The following is a 20,579-nucleotide window of genomic DNA, read 5'->3' on the forward strand; positions in this document are numbered from 1 at the left end:
CGATCATTTTCATGATATATGTCCATGATCTTTCTGTTCTTTTATCCTACAGATATTTCTTTAAATCCTCAACCTTGTCGAGCTTCTCCCACGGAAGATCTACATCGGTTCTTCCGAAGTGACCGTATGCTGCGGTCTGCTTGTAGATCGGACGGCGGAGATCAAGCATCTTGATGATTCCTGCCGGGCGAAGGTCAAAGTTGTCACGGATGATCTCAACTAACTTCTCGTCGGATACCTTTCCGGTTCCCTCTGTCTCGACCATGATGGAAGTCGGATGAGCAACACCGATCGCATAGGAAAGCTGGATCTCACACTGATCTGCAAGTCCTGCTGCTACAATGTTCTTTGCAACATAACGGGCTGCGTATGCTGCGGAACGGTCTACCTTTGTGCAGTCCTTTCCGGAGAAAGCTCCGCCGCCGTGACGTGCATATCCGCCGTAGGTGTCAACGATGATCTTTCTTCCTGTAAGTCCACTGTCTCCGTGCGGTCCGCCGATCACGAAACGTCCGGTCGGGTTGATGAAGAATTTGGTATCTGCATCTACCATCTCCTGCGGAAGGATCTCATCGAATACATATTTTTTGATATCCTCATGGATCTGCTCCTGAGTCACATTCTCATCATGCTGTGTGGAGAGAACGACTGCATCGAGGCGGAACGGCTTTCCGTTCTCATCGTACTCAACAGTAACCTGGGTCTTTCCATCCGGTCTTAAGTACGGAAGAGTTCCGTTCTTTCTTACCTCTGTGAGACGTCTTGCAAGCTTATGTGCAAGAGCGATCGGGTACGGCATGTACTCCGGTGTCTCGTTTGTAGCGAAGCCGAACATCATACCCTGGTCACCGGCGCCGATCGCGTCTAACTCGTCATCGGTCATGTTGTTCTCTTTGGCCTCGAGTGCTTTGTCAACTCCCATCGCGATATCGGTAGACTGCTCATCGATCGCAGTGAGAACACCGCAGGTATCGCAGTCAAAACCATATTTTGCACGGTCATAGCCGATCTCGCGGACTGTCTCACGGACGATCTTCTGGATATCCACGTATGCCTTTGTTGTGATCTCACCCATTACCATAACAAGACCTGTTGTTGTGCATGTCTCACACGCAACACGGCTCATCGGATCCTGCTCCATTAAAGCGTCGAGGATCGCATCGGAGATCGCGTCGCACATCTTATCCGGATGTCCTTCAGTTACGGACTCGGAAGTAAATAATCTCTTTTCCATTGTAACTCCTTTCGATTTTAAACAAAACAAAAGTCCGCTCATGCTAAGCGGACTTGACAAACTTATCATCGGTCAAATCCTCTTATTGCTCGATTACTCGCTCAGGTTGGCACCTTCCTGCCCTCTCGCGAACGCGATTAACAGGGGTTGCCGTGACTTCACCGGTCCTATGTACCTCCATCACTCTGAATAAGGGATATTGCGAACTTTTTCACATTATGGCCGTAAGCCATCCCATGAATGACTCACGGACTGTATCTTATACGATTCAGAACAGAATGTCAAGCGGGAATCATAAAAAAAGCCCGAAAACCTGGAAAATCGGAAAAAATTCCCATAAATTCCGGGGTTTCGGACCGTTTCTTTATTCTCAGCCGACTCTCAGTCTGAATTTCTGTGCTTCCTTCTCGGAATCTACACGCTCGATCACAGCACCGAGAGAACGAAGTTTCTCTTCAAAATTTTCGTATCCGCGCTCGACATAGCCGATCTCATCAACAGTCGTATATCCGTCTGCAGCCAGTCCTGCAAGCACAAGAGCTGCGCCCGCGCGGAGATCCGGTGCGACGACCTGGGCACCTGTGAAGTTTGTGACACCGTCAACAATGGCAACACTGCCTTCTACCTTGATGTTTGCTCCCATGCGGGAAAGCTCATCCACATATTTGAAGCGGTTCTCAAAAATACTCTCTGTCACCACGCTTGTTCCGTCCGCCAGAGCAAGTGCCACCGTCATCTGCGGCTGCATATCGGTCGGGAATCCCGGGTACGGCAGAGTCTTAAAGTTCATGTGGCGCTGTTTCGGTTTTCCGACTACGCGGATCTCCTCATCGAACTCGACCACTTCACAGCCCATTTCCATCAGTTTTGCGGAGATTGCCTCCAGATGTTTCGGGATCACATTCTTTACGGTGATATCACCGCGGGTAATCGCCGCCGCACACATGAAGGTTCCGGCCTCGATCTGATCCGGGATGATCGAATAATTTGTTCCGTGAAGACGTCTCACTCCTTTGATCCTGATCACATCCGTACCTGCGCCTTTGATGTTCGCACCCATGCTGTTTAAGAAGTTCGCAACATCAACGACATGCGGCTCTTTTGCAACGTTCTCAAGAATCGTCTCGCCCTCGGCCATCGTTGCCGCCATCATGATATTGATGGTTGCTCCGACGGAAACCACATCAAGGTAGATATGGCTTGCGACAAGATCGATCGCGTGGGCTACAACTGCTCCGCGGACGATCTTCACATCGGATCCCAGGGCACGGAAACCCTTTAAATGCTGGTCGATCGGACGGCTTCCGATCGTACATCCGCCCGGAAGCGGAACTTCTGCACTCTTATATTTTCCGAGAAGCGCGCCGATAAAATAATATGACGCGCGGATCTTTCTCATATGCTCATCTTCCACGGTCACGGCGTGGATATTTGCGGCATTGATCCTTACGGTATGGCGGTCGATCCGGTCAACTTTCGCTCCAAGATGACTGATCGCATCCAGGAGAGCATTGATATCGCTGACATCCGGGAGATTATCGATCACAACATCGTCATCCGTCATGATCGCCGCCGCTAAGATTCCCAGAGCCGCATTCTTCGCGCCGCTTATAGTCACTTCACCTACAAGCGGGTTTCCGCCCTTCATAATGTACTGTTCCATTACGCACCTCTATCTATATATCTAAAAAAGGACATAGCTATCCTGCATCCGTCCCAGCTCGTTTTCGTTATGATTATAACATATCTGGGAAAAATGTAAAGTTTTTCTTAAGATACTCCCCTATACCGGTACACAGCAGATAAAATCATACCCCGCTGCGCCGAACATCTGGTTCGCCGTCTCCATGGACAGGACTTCCGTTGCCCCGCTTTCCGGATGGTACACGCGGACATGCGTCTGGTCATAGCCGGTCAGGTACATGCAGGTTCCCTCTCCGGTATACGCCAGTACCGGGATATTCTGTCCCACAAAGTACAGGACCTGAACGATACTGCTGCCCGACGCATCCAGAAGGAAGGTTCCGTCTTCCATTGTCTGGTTCTTCTCAAAGGAATCCCGATAGCGCTCCAGCAGAGCGGAACCCGCGGTGAGATCCCTGATATAGAAGGCGCTCGCGCGGTTTCCGCGGACCCAGATGGTCCGGTCACGTCCCGCGGTCACGAATCCCATATGATCGTATGCTGCCTGCGCCGCATCGGCAAAGTCCACAAAACGTCCGAGGAATCGTCCTCGTCCATACGCATAAAATTCCGTAGTCTTACAAGCTGCCGCTGCGATCGGTTTGACTGTCGAACTGCTCTCCGCAAGCTTCGGAGATGTCTGGCGGATCTTTTTCTTTGACGCATCGACATCACGGTCAAGCTGTACAAACATGATCTGACCTTTCTGGTCTGATGCGTACCAGCCGATATCATCCGTCTTTCCTGGAAGGATCTCCGCATTGCAGACAAGCGTGTCCTCAGAATATGCTCCGAAAAATCCGTCCCGGCTGTTCACAGTCTTCATATGGATCCTGCTGTCATCCACAGACACCTCACGAATCCAGGAACCCGGCTTCTCATAATGCATGACCGACTTCATCTCCCGGTCAACGATATCGATGCTGTTCAGATAAGTCCCCATCACACGGCCGTTGGACATCAGATAGTCTCCGCTGTCCCCGGTTCCATAAATGCAGTCGTTTCCGACAAAACCAAGGATCCTCGTTACAGAACCACTCTGTCCGCCCACCTGAGTCTTGTCCCCGGTGTCGAGGTCCATGATCTGGATCGTCTGTGAATCCCAGATCCCGGTATTCTCCTGCCATGCCGCCCGGGAATGGTCCGCGCTGACCGCGAACTGCTCTTTTGTAAGTCCGGAGGCAAGTGCCACATACTCCAGACTCTTTAAGTCGATCCCATAGATCCCGTGATCCATATAGAAGTAGAAGATTCCATTCGTTCCGCGATGGGCAAGTACCGAGAGATCATCTTTTAACTCCTGATAAGGTTCCGACGATGGAATAAAGAATTTTTCTTCCAGCGCATTCTGTCCCATATCATAATGATAGTACGCGATCCCCGTGCTTCCTTCATGTGTTCCGCGGTTCATTCTCCCGTAAACGATAAAATCGATCCCGCCGTCCTCATCGACAGCGAGGATCTCGACGCCATGCTCCGGCACATTGTCCCTGATATCATCGGACGCTGCTCCGCCGAACGCGAACACCCGCGCCCCCACGTTCTCACCGCTGTCGTAAGCCCACAGTTCCCGGTCTGTCACAAATGCCGTATACTGGCCACCTGTGCTCTTTACGGCGTGAACTCCGTCACCGTTTCCGATCCCCAGAAGGATCCTCTTTCCGGAAAACAGTTCCGTGTCTCCGGTGAAAAGTTCCGTCATCGTGCGCTCGTAATCCATCATGTAGATCCTCTGGGATGACCATTTCATCGTGAAGTTTTCTGTCACTTCATAGTTTTCTGTCTTTTCACCATTTTTCGCCGTCACTCTCGACGTGATCTCCACATTCGCGAGATTGCCGGAAAGTTCCTTCAGCTTCGTGTATGCCTCTCCGGACCGCTCCACACCGAGCGATCCCCAGGTGAGCTGGGTAAATGTGTCCTTCAGTGTCACCGTCCCCAGGGATGTGCTGCCTGCGGTCGGGGATGTCTCCATATACATGGTCAGACTCTGGGCATCACTATACTTATAAGTTTTTGAAGAAAAGTCCTCCGCCAGCGACAGCATCTCATTCGCATGTCCCTGGTCCTGTTCCGTGATCCGCATATAGTACCAGGCCTCGGATCCATCAGAGAGTTCTGCACATACCCCGAGCAGATATTCCTTTCCTGCATCCAGAAGGTTCTGGATCGGAAGCTCTGTACTCAAGGCGTTCTCACTGTCCCCGTTTAATGACGTTTCAAACGATCCAATTCTCGTTCTCTCGATCAGATCCTCCGTATCGAGACTGCGGATTTCATAATGCACTCCCTGGATCTTCGTAGTCCCTGCAAACCGGAGCTTTAGTTTCCGGTCCTCCGGAAGCAGGATCAGGCTGTCACGCCCTGCGGTCACGCCGCGCTCCTCCGTCTGTCCGAACACGGGTGCCATCTCCCGTTCTCCCATCGTCGCATAGAGCACCGGGAATTTTGCTTTTTCCATCGCCGTGTACTCCGTGACTCCGTGCTCTTCTTTCTTCCCTACTGGGTGTACAAAATATACCACTGCCGCCGCTACAAAAACAAGCAGCAGGATCATGACTTTCTTTCCGGTCTTCATCTCACTGTTTCCTCACTCTGTCTATCTGTCACTGCCTGTCGGCAGAATTTTTCAATTTCCGTAACTGTTCAGTACCTTCAAACCCGTGCTTTATTACAGTCAACGCAGCAAGTGCGCAGACCTGCTGAACAGTTATCAATTTTCAACTCTGTTTAAAATTCTTCTCCGGTAAATCTCATTCACAAACAGAACCTGCAGCAGATCCTGTTCTTCTGTTCCGCCCATAGTCTCCTCCGGGTGGCGTTCTCTGACTTTTAACAGTTCCCGGTATAAGAATTCCCGGTCCGGATATTCGTCATACATCGGACTCCCGGGGTATTCCAAAAGGTCACACGCCTCCTCGGCCAAAACCTGTTTTCTCTTCGCTGCTGAAGGATAGAGTCCTCTCAGATAGTCCATCTCCGACCGGAGCTCATTTCCGGTCAGGACCGGTCCTGCGCTCTGTTCCTCTCTCCGATAAAGCATCCAGGGCACTTTTTTCACTTCCGGGGGGTATCCCCGGTATCTCTTCTCCATAAAAACGTTCCCGCTCCTTTGCTGATCCCTATACAGGATTATCATATGCAAAAAGGAGCGGGAAAGCTACCATCTCATTTTATGATAATTTCGATCCACAGCCGGCAATTTCATGAAGTCTGACATGTCGGCGCCGGACCGGCTAAAACAGTTTTTTCGGATAAACACCCGCATCGACCAGCTTCTGGATCGACGCGACAACTGCCGGTTTGTCCTCTTTGTAGGTCACACCAAACCATTTATCCTTTGTCTCAAGGACGCGGACTGTACCTTTTCCGTTATGAATACAGCTGTCGATCACCGCTGGGAGAAGGTATTCCGCTTTCAGATCCCCCTCTTTCACGCCGGAGAGGAATTCCGGGAATCCTTTTTCCAGTTCTTTTACGAAAGATGCCGGCAGTCCGAACATATTCATGGAAACATGCTGGTCTTCTTTTACGATAACCGGGTTGCCATCGTGGTCAGCCGCATGCATGCCGTCTTCCGCTTTGTAGACGTCGTATGTCTCTGTGACCTTGGAGAGATATCCATTGGCATCCACCGTGCACACGCCGCGGGTCACCGGACCATTTTCGCTTAACGTGTTGGAGAGGATAAAACCAGCCATACACATATCGAATGTAGCCTTCGTATCATCCATCTCATTTACCATATAGTCATGGACGATCTTAAAGCCTTCTTTTCCGTAGTAGTCATCGGCATTGATGACAAGGAACGGTTCCTTGATCAGATCTCTCGCCGCAAGAATCGCCTGACCGGTTCCCCACGGTTTTTTTCTACCTTCCGGAACAGAAAAACCTTCCGGGAGATCATCCATCTCCTGGTACGCATACTCGACCGGAGCGATCTTCTCGATCCTGTTTCCGATGATCTCCTTAAAATCTTTCTCCAGATCTTTTCTGATGATAAAAATAATTTTATCAAAACCCGCTTCCAGAGCATCATGGATCGAATAGTCCATAATGATCTCACCGCTCGGACCAACCGGGGCAAGCTGCTTGATTCCGCCGCCAAAACGGCTTCCAATTCCTGCTGCCATGATGACAAGAGATGTCTTTTTCATGTAACAGTCCTCCTTTTTTCTGCAGATTCTTTCACACTCATATGGAGGTATCATAACACAGATTCAGATTCTTTTCAATCAGACAAAGAGTCCGGCTGCACTCTTTTAAGAAATTCGTAGGAATTTCTGCCAAAAAGCAGTCACTTCCTTCGCATCTTCTGAGAGAACCACCGGACTCTTCCAAATAATCTTCTATACTACTGTTTCTCTACATTTTTCGTCGCGATCAGATCGCTTCCAAGACCTAAAATATTTTCTACGATCAGATCACCGGTATGGACCGGTGCATTTAAGGACAGCTTGCGGATCTCCGCCATCACCTCAAACAGCTTCTCCTTCGGCACCGCACGGTTTAACCGCACGCTGACAAGTGGGAGAACTCCGTTTTTCACAGCCACGGAGCTTGCGATCGTACGCTTCGGCGCTTCGACCTCCTGCGCCGCATACTGAGCTCCCTTCGGGCATAAATTTCCACTCACGGAGATGCATTTTCCATCCACGATCTCCGCCTCAAGCTCACAGCCATTCGGACATACGATACATGTCATTTTTCTAATCATAAGATGCACACCTCCACTTCCTGCTCACCTTCAAACGTCTCTTTCTTAACCGGGATCTGGATCATCTCTGCCGGAAGTGCCTTCTTTAAATGCTTTTTCGCAAGAACCTTTTCTCCCTGTCTGACCTCGATCGTGCAATTTTCGAATTTCCGTCCGACACGCATGGAGATCGTCACATCTTTCTTTCCGCTGACCTTCATCGGCACCGTATGATTGATGCCGGAAGCTGCTTTCACCGGGATCGTGCACTCCGGCAGACTGCCGTTTTCCACATATTCCGCAACACCGTCTGCCAGCTTTTCTGCTTCCATGGACACAAAGTCTACCAGATCATGAACATGGAGGACATTGCCTGCTGCAAAGAAGCCGGATTTTTCTGTCTGGAAATATTCATCGACCACCGCCCCCTTTGTTCTTGCATCAAGCGTAACACCGGCATCGATGGAAAGCTCGTTTTCCGGAATCAGACCGACCGAGAGGATCACCGTATCACAGTTGTATTCCTTCTCCGTTCCCGGAATCGGCTTCATGTGCTCATCCACCTGTGCAACGGTAACGCCTGTCACACGCTCATTTCCGTGGATGTCTGTGATCGTGTGGCTCAGATACAGCGGGATTCCGTAATCATTCAGGCACTGTTCGATGTTTCTCGGAAGTCCGCTCGGGATCGGCTGGATCTCAAACACAGCCTGTACATGAGCGCCCTCTAAGGTTAAACGTCTCGCCATGATCATTCCGATATCTCCGGAACCAAGGATCACGACCTCTTTTCCGACCATGCGGTTATAAAGATTGATGTAAGCCTGTGCAACACCTGCTGTGAATACTCCCGTCGGACGTTCGCCCGGGATTCCCAGAGCACCTCTTGTCCTCTCTCTGCAGCCCATGGTGAGGATCACAGCTTTTGCCTGAATCTTCTTTAAACCATTCGAAGAAGCAAGGGTTACAACCTTGTCCGGAGATACAGAAAGAACAGTCGTATCGGTCACATACGGTATCTTTAATTCCATGACCTCGTCAATAAATTTCTGTGCATATTCCGGTCCGCTCAAGGTCTCTCCAAATCTCGTCAGACCGAAACCGTCATGAATACACTGACGTAAAATACCGCCCATGGTCTTTTCACGTTCTACGATCAGAACATTCCTAATCCCTTTTTTATAAAGCTCTACGGCTGCCGCAAGTCCGGCCGGACCTCCGCCGACAATTACCACATCACGTGTTTCCATCCTACTGTTCCTCCTTTCTCACTTCTCCGGTAAACATCCAGGAATTCTGTCTTGCATACCGGATATCCGTATCCTTCACACCGAGCTCATCCTCGATCATTTTTTCAATTCTCATCTGGCAGTAACCGCCCTGACAGCGCCCCATCATGGATCTTGTACGGTACTTAATTCCTGTCATCGTATGAACTCCGAGCGGATTGTGGACCGCCTTGAGGATCTCCGCCTTTGTTACCTTCTCACAGCGGCAGATCACCTCACCGTAATCCGGATCTTCTGCGATCAGCTTTGCTTTTGTCTCGTCATCCTGCTCATCAAACCGGATAATTCCCTCCCGTTTCGGGTTAAATTCCGGATTTTCTTTAAATGCTTCGTATTCCTGCATCATCCGTGCCACCATACGTCCGATCGGAACTGCTGCCGTAAGTCCCGGAGACTCGATTCCTACAAGGTTCACCGCATGCGGCGCAAGCTCCGGACGGATCTCGATCTTGAAATCCTGGATCGTTCCGTTCTCATCCACCCACTTCGGCAGGATTCCGGAGTAGTTGCGGATATAATCTGACTTTTTAATATACGGCCAGATCTCAGATGCACTCCTTGCAAGGTAATCCATGTTCTCCTGCGGCACTCCATAGTACGTGAAATTCTCTGTCATCTCTGCATTCGGTCCGATAATTACATTTCCATCCGTCGTATTGGTAACATGGATTCCCATATATGTATTACTCGGAACCGGATAGATCGGCATCGGAAGAAGCTCTCCGGTCCTGCGATCCAGAATGATGTAATCTCCCTTGGAGCCGATCACGCGATATCCTTTGATACCAAGCATATCAGAAATCTTTCCGCAGCCAAGTCCGGCACTGTTGACCACCCAACGGGACTCAAAGGTTCCGTGCGTTGTCGTTACCGTATAAAGATCTTCTCCTGCCTCGCTTGTTCCACGGCTGATTCCTGTCACTTCATGATCGAAGAAATATTCCGCTCCGTTCTGAGCTGCATTCTCCGCCAGTGCGATCGTATAGTTAAAGGGATCTACGATTCCGGAATTTTCCGAGAACATGGCAAACTCTCCAACTGCTGTCGGAACCAGCTCATGAAGCTCTTCTTTATTCAGCAGACGAAGCTTTGTTGCTCCGTTCTTTTCGCCCTGAGCGATCGTCCGTTTTAATGTCTCCAGATCCTCCGGAGTTTTTCCTACAAGAACCTTTCCACAGCGTTTGAATACAAAGCCAAGCTCCCTGGACAGTTCATCCATCCCCTGATTGCCTTCCACACAAAGCTTTGCTTTCAGTGTTCCTACATCATATGCGAATCCACCATGGACCACTCCGGAATTTCGTCCGCTCGTCTCATAACAGACATCCAGATTCTTTTCCAGCACACCGATCCGGAGCTGATATCTTGTAAGCTCTCTTGCGATTGCACTGCCGACAACACCGCCGCCAATGATAAGCACATCAAATCGTCCCATAACTTTTCTCCTTTTTGGATATTTTATCTCGTTGCTATTATTTTCTACAATGGTCAGGTCAAAATTCGTCCTACCTATTTTATGTTTGAATCTTACCACAGATCCCGGCTTTTTACAAGGATTTTTCTTGATTTTTCTCATATTTTTTCATTGTTTTTTCGCAGTATCTCAAAGGAGAGCGGCACGCAGGCATTTTCGATTTCCCTTTCCCTTTATGAAAAAAGTCTCCGAAAATTTATCCTACAAATTTTCGAAGACTTTTCATGTTTAAAACAGCCAGGCAGACACAAAGCCGTCATCGTTTAAAGTCCGCTCTGCTCTTCCTCATACCGGCTCGTGTTATACAGGAGATGATACTGCATCTCCATCTCTGCCTCAAAGGGCTTGTGATCACGGATATAGCAAAAGATCTTTCGGTGCGAGATCCATGTCCGGTCATATTCTGTCTGTGCAACCTCCTTTGCAAAAACAGCCACACCTTTTCCGATCACCGGAAGAAGATTTTCCATCACGATATTATGCGTACACTGGGCAATCTTCGTGTGGAATTTCGTATCCAGCTCCGAATAATCCTCCCTCTTTTTCATTGCCGCTTCCATCTCTTCCAGAATTTCTTCCAGCTCTTTGATCTCATGCTCCTTCGCACACTGGGCCGCAAGTGCCGCTATCTGCGGCTCCAGCATGATCCTCACCTGGAGCAGATCCCTTGTAAGCTTTACGTGGTCATTCACCATTGAAAATCCAAGAGGATCATCCGGGATCCCCTGTTTTTCAGACACAAAGGTTCCTGCTCCCTGACGGATCTCTAGGACATTTCTGGATGCAAGGATCTTTAAGGCCTCACGGACCGTATTTCTTCCTGCTCCCGTACTCTCACAGAGTTCCTTTTCCGTCGGAAGCTTGTCTCCTGCTTTGTATGGTGTCTCCTGGATCAGATTCATGATTCCGTCCGCAACCTGCTCCGCAAGTGTTTTCGTCTGTGTCCCCATCAATTCCCGCCTCCTGTTTCTTCCCTGGCATATCCGGACAATGATCTGATCACAGCTCTTTCAGTGTGATCGTATCAAGCTGTTTCTGTAATTCGTTAATAAACATGGATGTATGATATCCGTCTGCCGCTGCATGAGCTATATTCACACAGAACGGCATCGTCAGCCGTCCATCCCGCTCCGTAAATTTTCCGCAGGTAATAATCGGGAACAGCATCGGTGTTCCGCTCTCCGTATACGCAGAATATCCGGTAAAATCAAGCCATGGCACCATGGAAATACAATAAAAGTTCTGCGGCTGTCCGGGCTTTGCTTTTACCGCCTTTACATGCCGGTATGTCTCCATGTCACTGCACATATTTTTATAAAACACCGAAAAATCTTCCGTATAGGCGGTCCACACATCGGAAAAGGTGTGGTCATCCTCATGAAAGATCGTATAGTTCGGATGAAGGACATCATAATATCCCGGATTCCCGTCTTTGTCCCGTCCCATTCGAAATTCCTTCGTTGCCGCGATCTGCCTCGACACACAGTACACAAACACCGGATAAAATCTCAATCCTTTTTCCTTTACCTGACGGTGCAGCTTGGTGATATCAAGAGACACCGTCACACTGTACCCGCATTTTAACAGCTTTGTATAATACTCGTAATGGGATCTTCTCTCCCAGCTATCCAGATCAACCGGAGTAAATATCATGGTCCTGACTCCTTCTTACGGATATCATAGTTTCACATTCATGCAGCCTCACATGCACGTTTTTTCACAATGATATCCGGTCTCTGCTTAAAACTATGAATCTTAATTTCTGCATCTACGATAACATATCCGCCTTAATAAGGCAATGAACAGAAACATTAATTTTTATTCACAGGAAATTTCTTTGAGATTTCCTACAAATTTGAGAGCTCTGCAGGCATTCTCTCCTAATCAGCAATGCCATCTCGTCATAATATCCATTTTCATTTGCCTTTGCCAGCGGAACATCATACTCATCAATAAGGACAATGACTTTTCTGCCATAGACTCGTTCGAGCAATTCTGAAAGTTCTTTTAAGCTGTATACAAGTGTATCCTGCGTCATACCACGGTCCATTAATTCCTCAAACAGCTTTTTGTCGACATCACTGAGTTTCTGGCTATCCATGGAAATAAATGCCCGCCTCGTCTCTGCATTCATAATTTTTATAAGACTGCTGCAGGCACCTGAAAAATCACTGGCATTTACAATGCAAGTTGAATCATTTCACTCCATTCATCTTCACTTAATCCTTTGGAAATATCCAAAGAGTACGAGTAATTCCCATCTGTCCAGACAGCCAGCGTGAATACATTATTCTCGCCTTTCAATGTCACAGGATTCGCTCCAGCCATAATTTCTTTTACGCTGGAATACACATTATAATCTCCAGAGACATCATCCGTTCCCGTGCCCTTTCGGAATACGGCTGTCTCGCCTTCTCCGGTATACTCGATCTGCGCCATCTCTCCCCAGTAGGAGATGTATACCTCTTTTTCAACAGTAAACGGGAGTCCCTCCACTTCGTTTACCGGGAAACCCACTGCCGCGGAAAGCTCATCGATAGATTTTACTTCCACCATGCCGTTCGCGATGCTTACGCTTTCTTTCGTTTCCAGTTCTCCCGGTCCCGTGAGCTTCGGCCAGGCGAAGATACATACCAGAAGGATCGCGATACAGGCAGCCGCAGCTGTTATATTTCTCACCGTTCGTCTGCGGAACTGGCGGATCTTTGACTCTTCTCTGCTTTTTGCCGGCTTTTCCGTTTCCAGATTCAAGTTCTCCACATAGCTGAGGATCCGTTTGCGCATCGCCTCGTCTACCTCGATTTTGTTCATGATCTCATCATATTTCTTCAAAATCGTACTCTCCCTTCAGAACTTCCTTAAGCTTCTCCCTGCCCCGGCGAAGATCAGAACGGACTGTCGATTCATTTCTTCCGAGAACCTTCGCGATCTGAGCTGTCTGGTAACCTTCATGGTAAAACAGGTGGATCACCTCCCGGTATTTTACCGGCAGACTCTTTACCGCCTCCCACACAAAGGACAGATCCTCACGCTCTTCCGCGACAAGCTCATCATTCAATTCATCCGTCTCCCGAAGTTTATTATACCTGATCCTGTTTTTGCTCAAGTTCGCAGCGACTCGCAGAAGCCAGGCTTTTTCATGATTCTCACTTTCAAATTCCGGTGCTGTCTTTAAAAACTGCATCAACGTGTCCTGAAGGACTTCCTCTGCATCGCTCATATTATGAAGATATGTATAAGCATAGCGCAGGATGCTGTCTCCAAACCTAGTCAGAATCATTTCCGCCCGGCCGTTCGTCTCCGCCTGACGCATCCGCGCTTCCCATTCTTCTTTTTCGACCATATTCTGCCGGTTTTCGTCCTTTACCCCCGGCATAAAGGCCCAGATAAGGGCTTGCAGCCACCGGAGCAGGCGAAATCCCGGCAGCTCCCATGCTGTCCATATTCCCATTCCCGTTTTTCTCCCTGTTTTATCGTATCCTGTCATATGAAGCTCTATCCGTAGTCCGAGCAGTCCGCTCCGATATCCATTCTCAGCAGACCTGTCCCGCCATTCCAGTCATCTCATCCGCTGAAATTCCGGCTTCTACATACATAGAATAAGTATAACCATCCTCCGTCCAGGTGGCAAGGAATACCTTATCTTCCTCTCCCTTTAAGGTCAGTTCACGATTTTCCGCCTGAACTTTCTGCTTCTGCGCATAAGCAGTGTAATCTCCGCTGATATCCCCGGTTCCCGGTGCTTTCCGGATTCGTATTTCCTTATCCTCATTATTCCAGAAGATCACTTCGATCGTCAGAGCATCAGCAGAGTCCAGCACCTGGATCATCTTCTTTCCGTATTCTGCCGGAATTTCCGGAAGTTTTAAGTCAAAACCAGCCATATTTTTCGCCTCCTCCATCGTTTTTACCTCGATCCATGGATTCGCAATCTGAGCATTTTCAGATGCCTCCTGTGAGTCTTTCATTGTCTCGATTACTGCAGTCTCCTTTATTTCCTGTTTTCCATTTCCGCAGGCGCTCACGAAAGCCGCCATCATAACTACTGTTGCAAGCATTACTAAATTCTTCTTATACATATTGATTCCCTCACAATTCTTCATTTTGACTCCGGCATTTTTGCCTTTCTACCCTATATACAACCAGCCGAACGAAAATGTTGCGGTAAAAAATATTTTTTCGAATATCAGAATTAAAATGCTCAAAAAGAATATGCCCTGGCACATTCGGGTGTCTCGTGCAGTCGCTTGCGATAACCTACAGCCTCGCGTGAATGCACATCATTGGCACATTCGTGCTTTTTTCATCGGAGAACTCCCCCCGAATTTCCTGTTACAAAAAACACTCTCAGCACAGGCCAATTACGGTCTGTTCCAAGAGTGTCTCTGATGCATATTCCATATTTTATTTTATACGATCTTGCTTCCGTTCGCCGTCATCTTGAATTTCGCTCCGAGCATTTCACACGCACGACGGCACATGAGCATGCGCTGTAAGAAGATCTCGAAGTACTCCAGCATGGAGCAGATGTTTTCGTCGATCTTTAAGTTCAGGGTGATCACTTTCTTTTCCTCATTTACCTTTAATTTTGCCTCTGTAACCGCATAGTTTACGCGGTCGTGGATATCAAATGATGCCATCTCCTTCTGGCGGACGCGGTTTCTGCGTACATCCGTCTTGTCGGCGATGATGAGCGCCGCGGAGATCGGATCTACAGCTCCGCCCGTTGACTCATCATGGTTTCCGATCGCGGAGACGATGATCGCGCGGTCTGTGATCGGAAGATCCGTCTTTTCCAGGATCTGGGATGCCAGAAGGGCACCATACTCCGCATGGGCATGCCGGTTGATCGCATTTCCCATATCATGCATGAAACCGGCGATCTTCACCAGCTCGATATCGTGATCTGAGTAACCGAATTTCTTTAAGATCATTGCTGCCCGCTCCGCAACCATCGCGCAGTGCGCGTCCGAATGATCTGTAAATCCCATAGTCCCCAGATTGTCGTTTCCTTTTTTCAGGTAAGCTAAAACTTCCTCGTTTTTCTTGATTTCCTTATATGTCATATTCTTTTTCCTCTGCCGCAGTCGACCCAGCTCGTGACTGCTCTTTCTTTTTTCTCTCATTTTCACTTCTATATCATATAGCAGAAAAAAGAAACGAACAATCACGCTCCGGTAAAAGAATGTAAAATCTGTGTAAAAACTCATTCTGTGAGATTTCCATCTTAATTCGAGGCGAACCTCCGTGAGGCAGGACGCAAAGTTCATATCTGTGAGACTGGATGCGAAGTTCTTCCGTGGGACAGGATGCAAAGTTCATATCTGTGAGGCTGGATACGAAGTTCATACCGTGAGACAGTATGTAAAGTTCTTCTTGACATATGTACGAAATCGTACTATGATTCTACGTACGATTTCGTACATTCATAACTGTAAAACTGTCCGATAGAAAAGACACGATTTTCCCCCGCGGGCAGACACAGTAAAAAAACTGAAAGGGCACACGATGAATATTTCGCTTTCCGACCACTTTACCTACAAAAAACTCCTGCGGTTCACGTTTCCGTCTATCGTCATGATGATTTTAACGTCCATCTACGGTGTTGTGGACGGTGTTTTCGTCTCGAACTTTGTGGGTTCCGAGGCCTTCGCCTCCATCAATATCATTATGCCGTTTCTCATGATCCTCGGTGCCATCGGCTTTATGACCGGCACCGGCGGCAGTGCCCTGGTGGCTCTGACCTTCGGAACCGGGAATGAAAAAAAGGCAAAGGAGATCTTTTCCCTCCTCGTCTACGTTCTGATCGCGGTGGGCTTCCTCTTTACGGTAGGCGGTGAGATTCTTTTAGCCCCGATGGCAAGACTCTTAGGTGCTGATGAGATCCTTCTCCCCTACTGCGTCCGTTACGGCCGGATCATCCTGCTGGCTCTGATCCCCTTTATGCTGCAGAATGTATTCCAGAGCTTTTTAGTTGTTGCGGAACGCCCGCAGCTCGGACTCCTGATCACCATCGCGTCAGGACTTACAAATATGATCCTCGATGCTTATTTTATCGCTGTTCTGCGTCTCGGCGTTGTGGGAGCTGCCGCCGCAACGGCGATCAGTCAGTCCATCGGTGGACTGATCCCCCTGCTCTACTTTATCTTTCCAAACAGGAGCCGACTCCGTCTCGGAAGGACCCATATGGACTTTAGTGCCCTGTTGAAGACCTGTACAAACGGCGCTTCCGAGTTTATGACGAACATCTCCATGTCCATCGTAAACATGCTCTACAACTGGCAGCTCATGCGCCTTGCCGGTTCCGACGGTGTTGCCGTATACGGCGTCATCATGTACGTGAGCTTTATCTTTGCGGCGCTCTTTATCGGCTACTCTATGGGAAGTGCCCCGATCGTGGGCTATCACTGCGGTGCAGGAAATAAGAGCGAGTTAAAGAATCTGCTCGGAAAAAGCTTCCTGCTGATCCTGACCTTCCAGATCATCCTGACGATCGTGGCAGAAGCGGGTGCCCCGTTTCTTGCGGGAATTTTCGTCCGCTATAACACGAACCTCTTAGACATGACGGTCCATGCATTCCGCTCATACTCGATCTCTTTCCTGTTCATGGGCTTCAGCATCTACGCATCGTCCTTCTTTACGGCACTCAACGACGGATTCGTCTCCGCTGTGATCTCCTTCTGCCGTACCATGATCTTTGAAACGGGGGCCGTTATCATCCTGCCGTTTTTCCTCGGTGTCTCCGGGATCTGGTATTCCATCATCGCGGCGGAATTTATGGCGGTATGCCTGTCGCTCTTCTTCCTGATCCGGAAGGCAAAGAAGTACGGATACACATAGACTGATAACCCGTGCAGGCGGATGCAAAGCCCTGCACTGCCCCCATACACTTATATTTTCAGGAGATCTGCCATGTACTCTGCATTTAAAGAATTCTACAACCTGCTCAGCCAGGTCGACAGTGCCTACCATGACGCTGCATTAAAGCTCGGTCTCACGGACAGCGAGCTTGATATTCTCTACTCCCTCAATGAACACGGCTCCGGCTGCAATCAAAGTATTTTTTACAAAGAGACCGGCACCACAAAATCCACGATCAACTCTGCAGTACGCAGGATGGAACAGGCCGGTTATCTGTACCTGAAACCCGGAACCGGGAGGAACACCTGCGTTTTTCTCACGGAAAAAGGAGAGGAACTCATGAAAAATACCGCCCATCGCCTGATCGCCATCGAAAATGCGATTTTTGAGAGCTGGTCTCCCGAGGAGCAGCAGCTCTTCATGAAACTGAACCGGGATTTCGCGGCTAAATTCACGGAAGAGACGAAAACCTTATAAGCTCTGCTAAAGCAGAATGTGCCTTTTGTGTAATAGGAAATTCCGAGGAATCCCTATTACGCAAAAATCAGCGCCTCTGAAAAATGTTTTCAGGCGCTGATCTTTTACGTCTATATGATCTGAAATTAGAACTGTCTCATAAGATTTACCATCTCGATCGCGGAAAGTGCACAGTCATATCCCTTATTTCCACCTTTGCTTCCGGCACGGGCGATGGCCTGCTCAATGTTCTCGGTTGTCAGGACGCCGAAGAGTACCGGCATCTTCTCTGCCAGTCCCACCTGCGCGATTCCCTTGGAGACCTCACTGCACACATAATCGTAGTGTGTGGTATCACCGCGGATCACAGCGCCGACGCAGATGATCGCGTCGTACTTGCCGGACTTTGCCATGGCAGATGCCGCAACCGGGATCTCGAACGCCCCCGGAACCCAGGCCGCCGTGATATTTTCTTCCTCCACACCGTGGCGGACAAGTCCGTCAACTGCTCCGCCTAAAAGCTTATTTACGATGATCTCGTTGAAACGGGAAGCTACGATCCCCACTTTCATGCCTTCTGGTGCTACAACTTTTCCTTCTAATACTTTGATCTCTTTCATGATGTTTCTCCTTTTCTTATGCTTACTGCTATTCAGAAGTCTTCATAATTACATGCAAAATTCTATTTCCAATTGCCCATCACTTCCATCCGTGCGGGATGCATGCCCGTAGATCTGTGCCGCCTGCGCAGCTGTAATCATCTCATCACTTCCGTCCGTGCGGGATGCATGCCGCCGGTGTACAGGACTTTCAGCAATGGACGTTCCATCCTATCACACTTTAATTTTTGTAAAGATATGTCCCATCTTGTCCTGCTTCGTCTTCAGATAGAAGCTGTCGTACTGCTGCGGATCGATCTCGATCGGCACGCGCTCATGGATCTCAAGTCCGAAGCCGGAAAGTCCGTAGATCTTCTCCGGATTGTTCGTGAGAAGTCTTAAGGACTTCACGCCGAGATCCCTTAAGATCTGTGCCCCGATCCAGTATTCCCTAAGATCCGGAGCAAAACCAAGCTTGATATTGGCCTCCACAGTGTCAAAGCCCTGCTCCTGAAGTACATACGTCTTCAATTTGTTGATCAGACCGATGCCGCGGCCTTCCTGGCGCATGTAGAGGATGATGCCACGGCCTTCCGCCTCCACCTGGCGCATCGCGGTCTGGAGCTGTTTTCCGCAGTCACAGCGCATGGAACCGAACACATCTCCGGTCAGGCACTCGGAATGCACGCGGCAGAGCACATCCTCGCCGTCCCCGATATCACCTTTCACAAGAGCCACATGGTGCTCGCCGGTAATATCGTTCACATAGCCGTAGATCTTAAAGTGTCCATACTGGGTCGGCATGTCCGCGCAGGCCTCCTGCACCACATGTTTTTCATGGACACGGCAGTAATCCTGCAGTTCCTTGATCGTGATAAATTTCAGTCCGTACTCCTTCGCCAGCTTCCACAGGTTTGTGGTCCGCATCATGGTTCCGTCTTCCTCCATGATCTCACAGCACACGCCGCACTCGGAAAGTCCCGCCAGACGCATGAGGTCCACAGTTGCCTCGGTGTGGCCATTTCTCACGAGCACTCCGCCCCGTCTTGCTACAAGTGGGAATACGTGTCCCGGTCTTCTGAGATCCTGGGGCTTTGTCGCCGGATCCACACACTTCATCATCGTGTAAGAGCGCTCCGCCGCAGAAATTCCTGTTGTCGTGTCCACATGGTCAATGGAGACCGTGAATGCCGTGCAGTGGTTATCCGTGTTCTCGGATACCATCTGCGGAAGTCCCAGCCGCTCTGCCACTGCCGCGCTCATCGGCGTACAGATCAGTCCCTTTGCGTGGCTTGCCATGAAATTGATATTTGCCTGTGTCGCGAACTCTGCCGCGCAGATCATATCTCCCTCATTCTCCCGGTCCGGGTCATCTGTCACGAGAATGATCTTTCCCGCCCGCAGATCTTCGATCGCTTCTTCGATTGTGTTGTATTGCTCGTTCATATTTTCCTGCCTTTCCAGAGCCTTTTATTAAAAGTTTTTCTTTCAGCAGGATTCCTACTGCTGAAACTTTAACTGCTCTGATCTCATATTTTCTGGATGTTTCTAAATATCTTCAAAGCATCTGTTTTAAAATCCATATTTCTGAAGGAACTCCATGCTGAGACCGGAGTTTCCTTTCGTGCTGTCCCCGGCATCCTTGCCGTCCTCCGCTTTTCCCCTGTCCGCACCGGAATTTCTTCCGATATCCACAAATTTCTGAATATATTTCCCCACAATGTCGTTTTCCAGATTGACCGCATCTCCTGCTTTTTTCTTCAAAAGCGTTGTCTCCTCGCCGGTATGTGGGATCACCGACACTGAAAAGTTCCGCTTTGTCACCGCCGCCACCGTGAGGCTGATCCCGTCGATGCAGATTGAACCTTTTTCCACGATCAGATCCAGGATCTTATCTGTACATGCGATCGTGACCCAGACTGCATTCTCTTCCCGTCTCATCGATTCGATCTGACCGGTTCCGTCAATGTGACCGGAAACAATATGACCGCCGAATCTGCCGTCCGCCGCCATGGCCCGCTCCAGGTTTACATAACTTCCATCACGCAGTGCTCCAAGGCTGCTTCTCCTCACCGTCTCCGCCATCACATCGGCGGAAAACTCGTTATTTTTCATATTCGTGACCGTAAGGCAGACACCATTGACCGCGATGCTGTCACCGATTTTTGTTCCTTCCAGAACTTTTTTCGCTTTTACCGTCAGCGTACCGGAATTTCCGCGCAGGGAAAGTGCCTTCACCTGTCCGAGTTCTTCTACAATCCCTGTAAACATGCTCTCATTTCCTTTC

General features: G+C 49.1%; 20 protein-coding genes and 1 riboswitch. Of the genes, 2 read left to right on the plus strand and 18 right to left on the minus strand.

Annotated elements, in window-relative coordinates; translation table 11 throughout:
- Positions 1 to 46 precede the first annotated feature (46 nt).
- The 15 genes from metK to ACI3EW_RS14065 form a co-directional block, all read right to left on the minus strand.
- A complete protein-coding gene (gene metK / locus ACI3EW_RS13995) occupies positions 47 to 1,234 on the minus strand; it encodes a methionine adenosyltransferase (RefSeq protein WP_118297169.1) in 1,188 nt (395 codons plus the stop codon).
- Positions 1,235 to 1,313: 79 nt separating this feature from the next.
- A riboswitch (SAM riboswitch) is annotated at positions 1,314 to 1,430 on the minus strand.
- A 174-nt stretch (positions 1,431 to 1,604) separates the two neighbouring features.
- Positions 1,605 to 2,897 carry a UDP-N-acetylglucosamine 1-carboxyvinyltransferase gene (locus ACI3EW_RS14000; protein ID WP_118530888.1) on the minus strand — a complete coding sequence of 431 codons (1,293 nt, stop codon included), beginning with the start codon at positions 2,895 to 2,897 and terminating at the stop codon, positions 1,605 to 1,607.
- 120 nt (positions 2,898 to 3,017) lie between these two features.
- Positions 3,018 to 5,495, minus strand: coding sequence for a hypothetical protein (locus ACI3EW_RS14005; protein WP_405580679.1), 2,478 nt, complete (start codon positions 5,493 to 5,495; stop codon positions 3,018 to 3,020).
- A gap of 135 nt (positions 5,496 to 5,630) precedes the next feature.
- Positions 5,631 to 6,011 (minus strand): hypothetical protein, encoded by a 381-nt coding sequence (locus ACI3EW_RS14010; protein ID WP_118530892.1) that lies wholly within the window; start codon positions 6,009 to 6,011, stop codon positions 5,631 to 5,633.
- Between the two features lie 142 nt (positions 6,012 to 6,153).
- A complete protein-coding gene (locus ACI3EW_RS14015; protein ID WP_118530894.1) occupies positions 6,154 to 7,074 on the minus strand; it encodes a nucleotidyltransferase family protein in 921 nt (306 codons plus the stop codon).
- A 197-nt stretch (positions 7,075 to 7,271) separates the two neighbouring features.
- Positions 7,272 to 7,634 (minus strand): DUF1667 domain-containing protein, encoded by a 363-nt coding sequence (locus ACI3EW_RS14020; protein WP_118514855.1) that lies wholly within the window; start codon positions 7,632 to 7,634, stop codon positions 7,272 to 7,274.
- Positions 7,631 to 8,863 carry an NAD(P)/FAD-dependent oxidoreductase gene (locus ACI3EW_RS14025; RefSeq protein ID WP_485663140.1) on the minus strand — a complete coding sequence of 411 codons (1,233 nt, stop codon included), beginning with the start codon at positions 8,861 to 8,863 and terminating at the stop codon, positions 7,631 to 7,633. Before ACI3EW_RS14025 ends, ACI3EW_RS14020 begins: the two co-directional genes overlap by 4 nt.
- Before the next feature lies 1 nt (position 8,864).
- The gene (locus tag ACI3EW_RS14030) at positions 8,865 to 10,337 is read right to left on the minus strand and encodes an NAD(P)/FAD-dependent oxidoreductase (protein ID WP_405580684.1); all 1,473 of its coding nucleotides are present in this window, start codon (positions 10,335 to 10,337) and stop codon (positions 8,865 to 8,867) included.
- Between the two features lie 302 nt (positions 10,338 to 10,639).
- Positions 10,640 to 11,326 carry a FadR/GntR family transcriptional regulator gene (locus tag ACI3EW_RS14035; RefSeq protein ID WP_405580687.1) on the minus strand — a complete coding sequence of 229 codons (687 nt, stop codon included), beginning with the start codon at positions 11,324 to 11,326 and terminating at the stop codon, positions 10,640 to 10,642.
- A gap of 49 nt (positions 11,327 to 11,375) precedes the next feature.
- On the minus strand, positions 11,376 to 12,029 hold the full coding sequence (locus ACI3EW_RS14040; protein WP_405580690.1) for a CatA-like O-acetyltransferase: 654 nt from the start codon (positions 12,027 to 12,029) through the stop codon (positions 11,376 to 11,378).
- A 169-nt stretch (positions 12,030 to 12,198) separates the two neighbouring features.
- Positions 12,199 to 12,477, minus strand: coding sequence for an AAA family ATPase (locus tag ACI3EW_RS14045; protein WP_252197387.1), 279 nt, complete (start codon positions 12,475 to 12,477; stop codon positions 12,199 to 12,201).
- A gap of 77 nt (positions 12,478 to 12,554) precedes the next feature.
- Positions 12,555 to 13,208, minus strand: a complete 654-nt coding sequence (locus tag ACI3EW_RS14050; RefSeq protein ID WP_405580694.1) for a hypothetical protein — start codon at positions 13,206 to 13,208, stop codon at positions 12,555 to 12,557.
- Positions 13,195 to 13,827 (minus strand): RNA polymerase sigma factor, encoded by a 633-nt coding sequence (locus ACI3EW_RS14055; RefSeq protein ID WP_405580697.1) that lies wholly within the window; start codon positions 13,825 to 13,827, stop codon positions 13,195 to 13,197. Before ACI3EW_RS14055 ends, ACI3EW_RS14050 begins: the two co-directional genes overlap by 14 nt.
- Positions 13,828 to 13,909: 82 nt before the next feature.
- A complete protein-coding gene (locus ACI3EW_RS14060; protein WP_405580700.1) occupies positions 13,910 to 14,455 on the minus strand; it encodes a hypothetical protein in 546 nt (181 codons plus the stop codon).
- A 330-nt stretch (positions 14,456 to 14,785) separates the two neighbouring features.
- Positions 14,786 to 15,442, minus strand: coding sequence for an HD domain-containing protein (locus tag ACI3EW_RS14065; RefSeq protein WP_117469133.1), 657 nt, complete (start codon positions 15,440 to 15,442; stop codon positions 14,786 to 14,788).
- 442 nt (positions 15,443 to 15,884) lie between these two features.
- Here ACI3EW_RS14065 and ACI3EW_RS14070 point away from each other — a divergent pair, with 442 nt between their 5' ends.
- Both ACI3EW_RS14070 and ACI3EW_RS14075 read left to right on the plus strand, forming a co-directional pair.
- Entirely contained in the window at positions 15,885 to 17,216 is a 1,332-nt protein-coding gene (locus ACI3EW_RS14070) for an MATE family efflux transporter (protein WP_405580704.1), read from the plus strand.
- Between the two features lie 72 nt (positions 17,217 to 17,288).
- Positions 17,289 to 17,714 (plus strand): MarR family winged helix-turn-helix transcriptional regulator, encoded by a 426-nt coding sequence (locus ACI3EW_RS14075; protein WP_405580707.1) that lies wholly within the window; start codon positions 17,289 to 17,291, stop codon positions 17,712 to 17,714.
- Positions 17,715 to 17,839: 125 nt separating this feature from the next.
- Here the strand turns inward: ACI3EW_RS14075 and ribH are convergent, their stop codons facing one another.
- The 3 genes from ribH to ribE form a co-directional block, all read right to left on the minus strand.
- A complete protein-coding gene (gene ribH, locus ACI3EW_RS14080) occupies positions 17,840 to 18,304 on the minus strand; it encodes a 6,7-dimethyl-8-ribityllumazine synthase (protein ID WP_425518591.1) in 465 nt (154 codons plus the stop codon).
- Between the two features lie 222 nt (positions 18,305 to 18,526).
- Positions 18,527 to 19,738, minus strand: coding sequence for a bifunctional 3,4-dihydroxy-2-butanone-4-phosphate synthase/GTP cyclohydrolase II (locus tag ACI3EW_RS14085; RefSeq protein WP_021904510.1), 1,212 nt, complete (start codon positions 19,736 to 19,738; stop codon positions 18,527 to 18,529).
- Between the two features lie 126 nt (positions 19,739 to 19,864).
- Complete coding sequence (ribE, locus tag ACI3EW_RS14090) at positions 19,865 to 20,563, minus strand: riboflavin synthase (RefSeq protein WP_118530925.1); 699 nt, start codon at positions 20,561 to 20,563, stop codon at positions 19,865 to 19,867.
- Positions 20,564 to 20,579: the final 16 nt, after the last annotated feature.

This window comes from Pilosibacter rotomagensis, from assembly GCF_045062245.2.
Taxonomy (GTDB): domain Bacteria; phylum Bacillota; class Clostridia; order Lachnospirales; family Lachnospiraceae; genus Pilosibacter.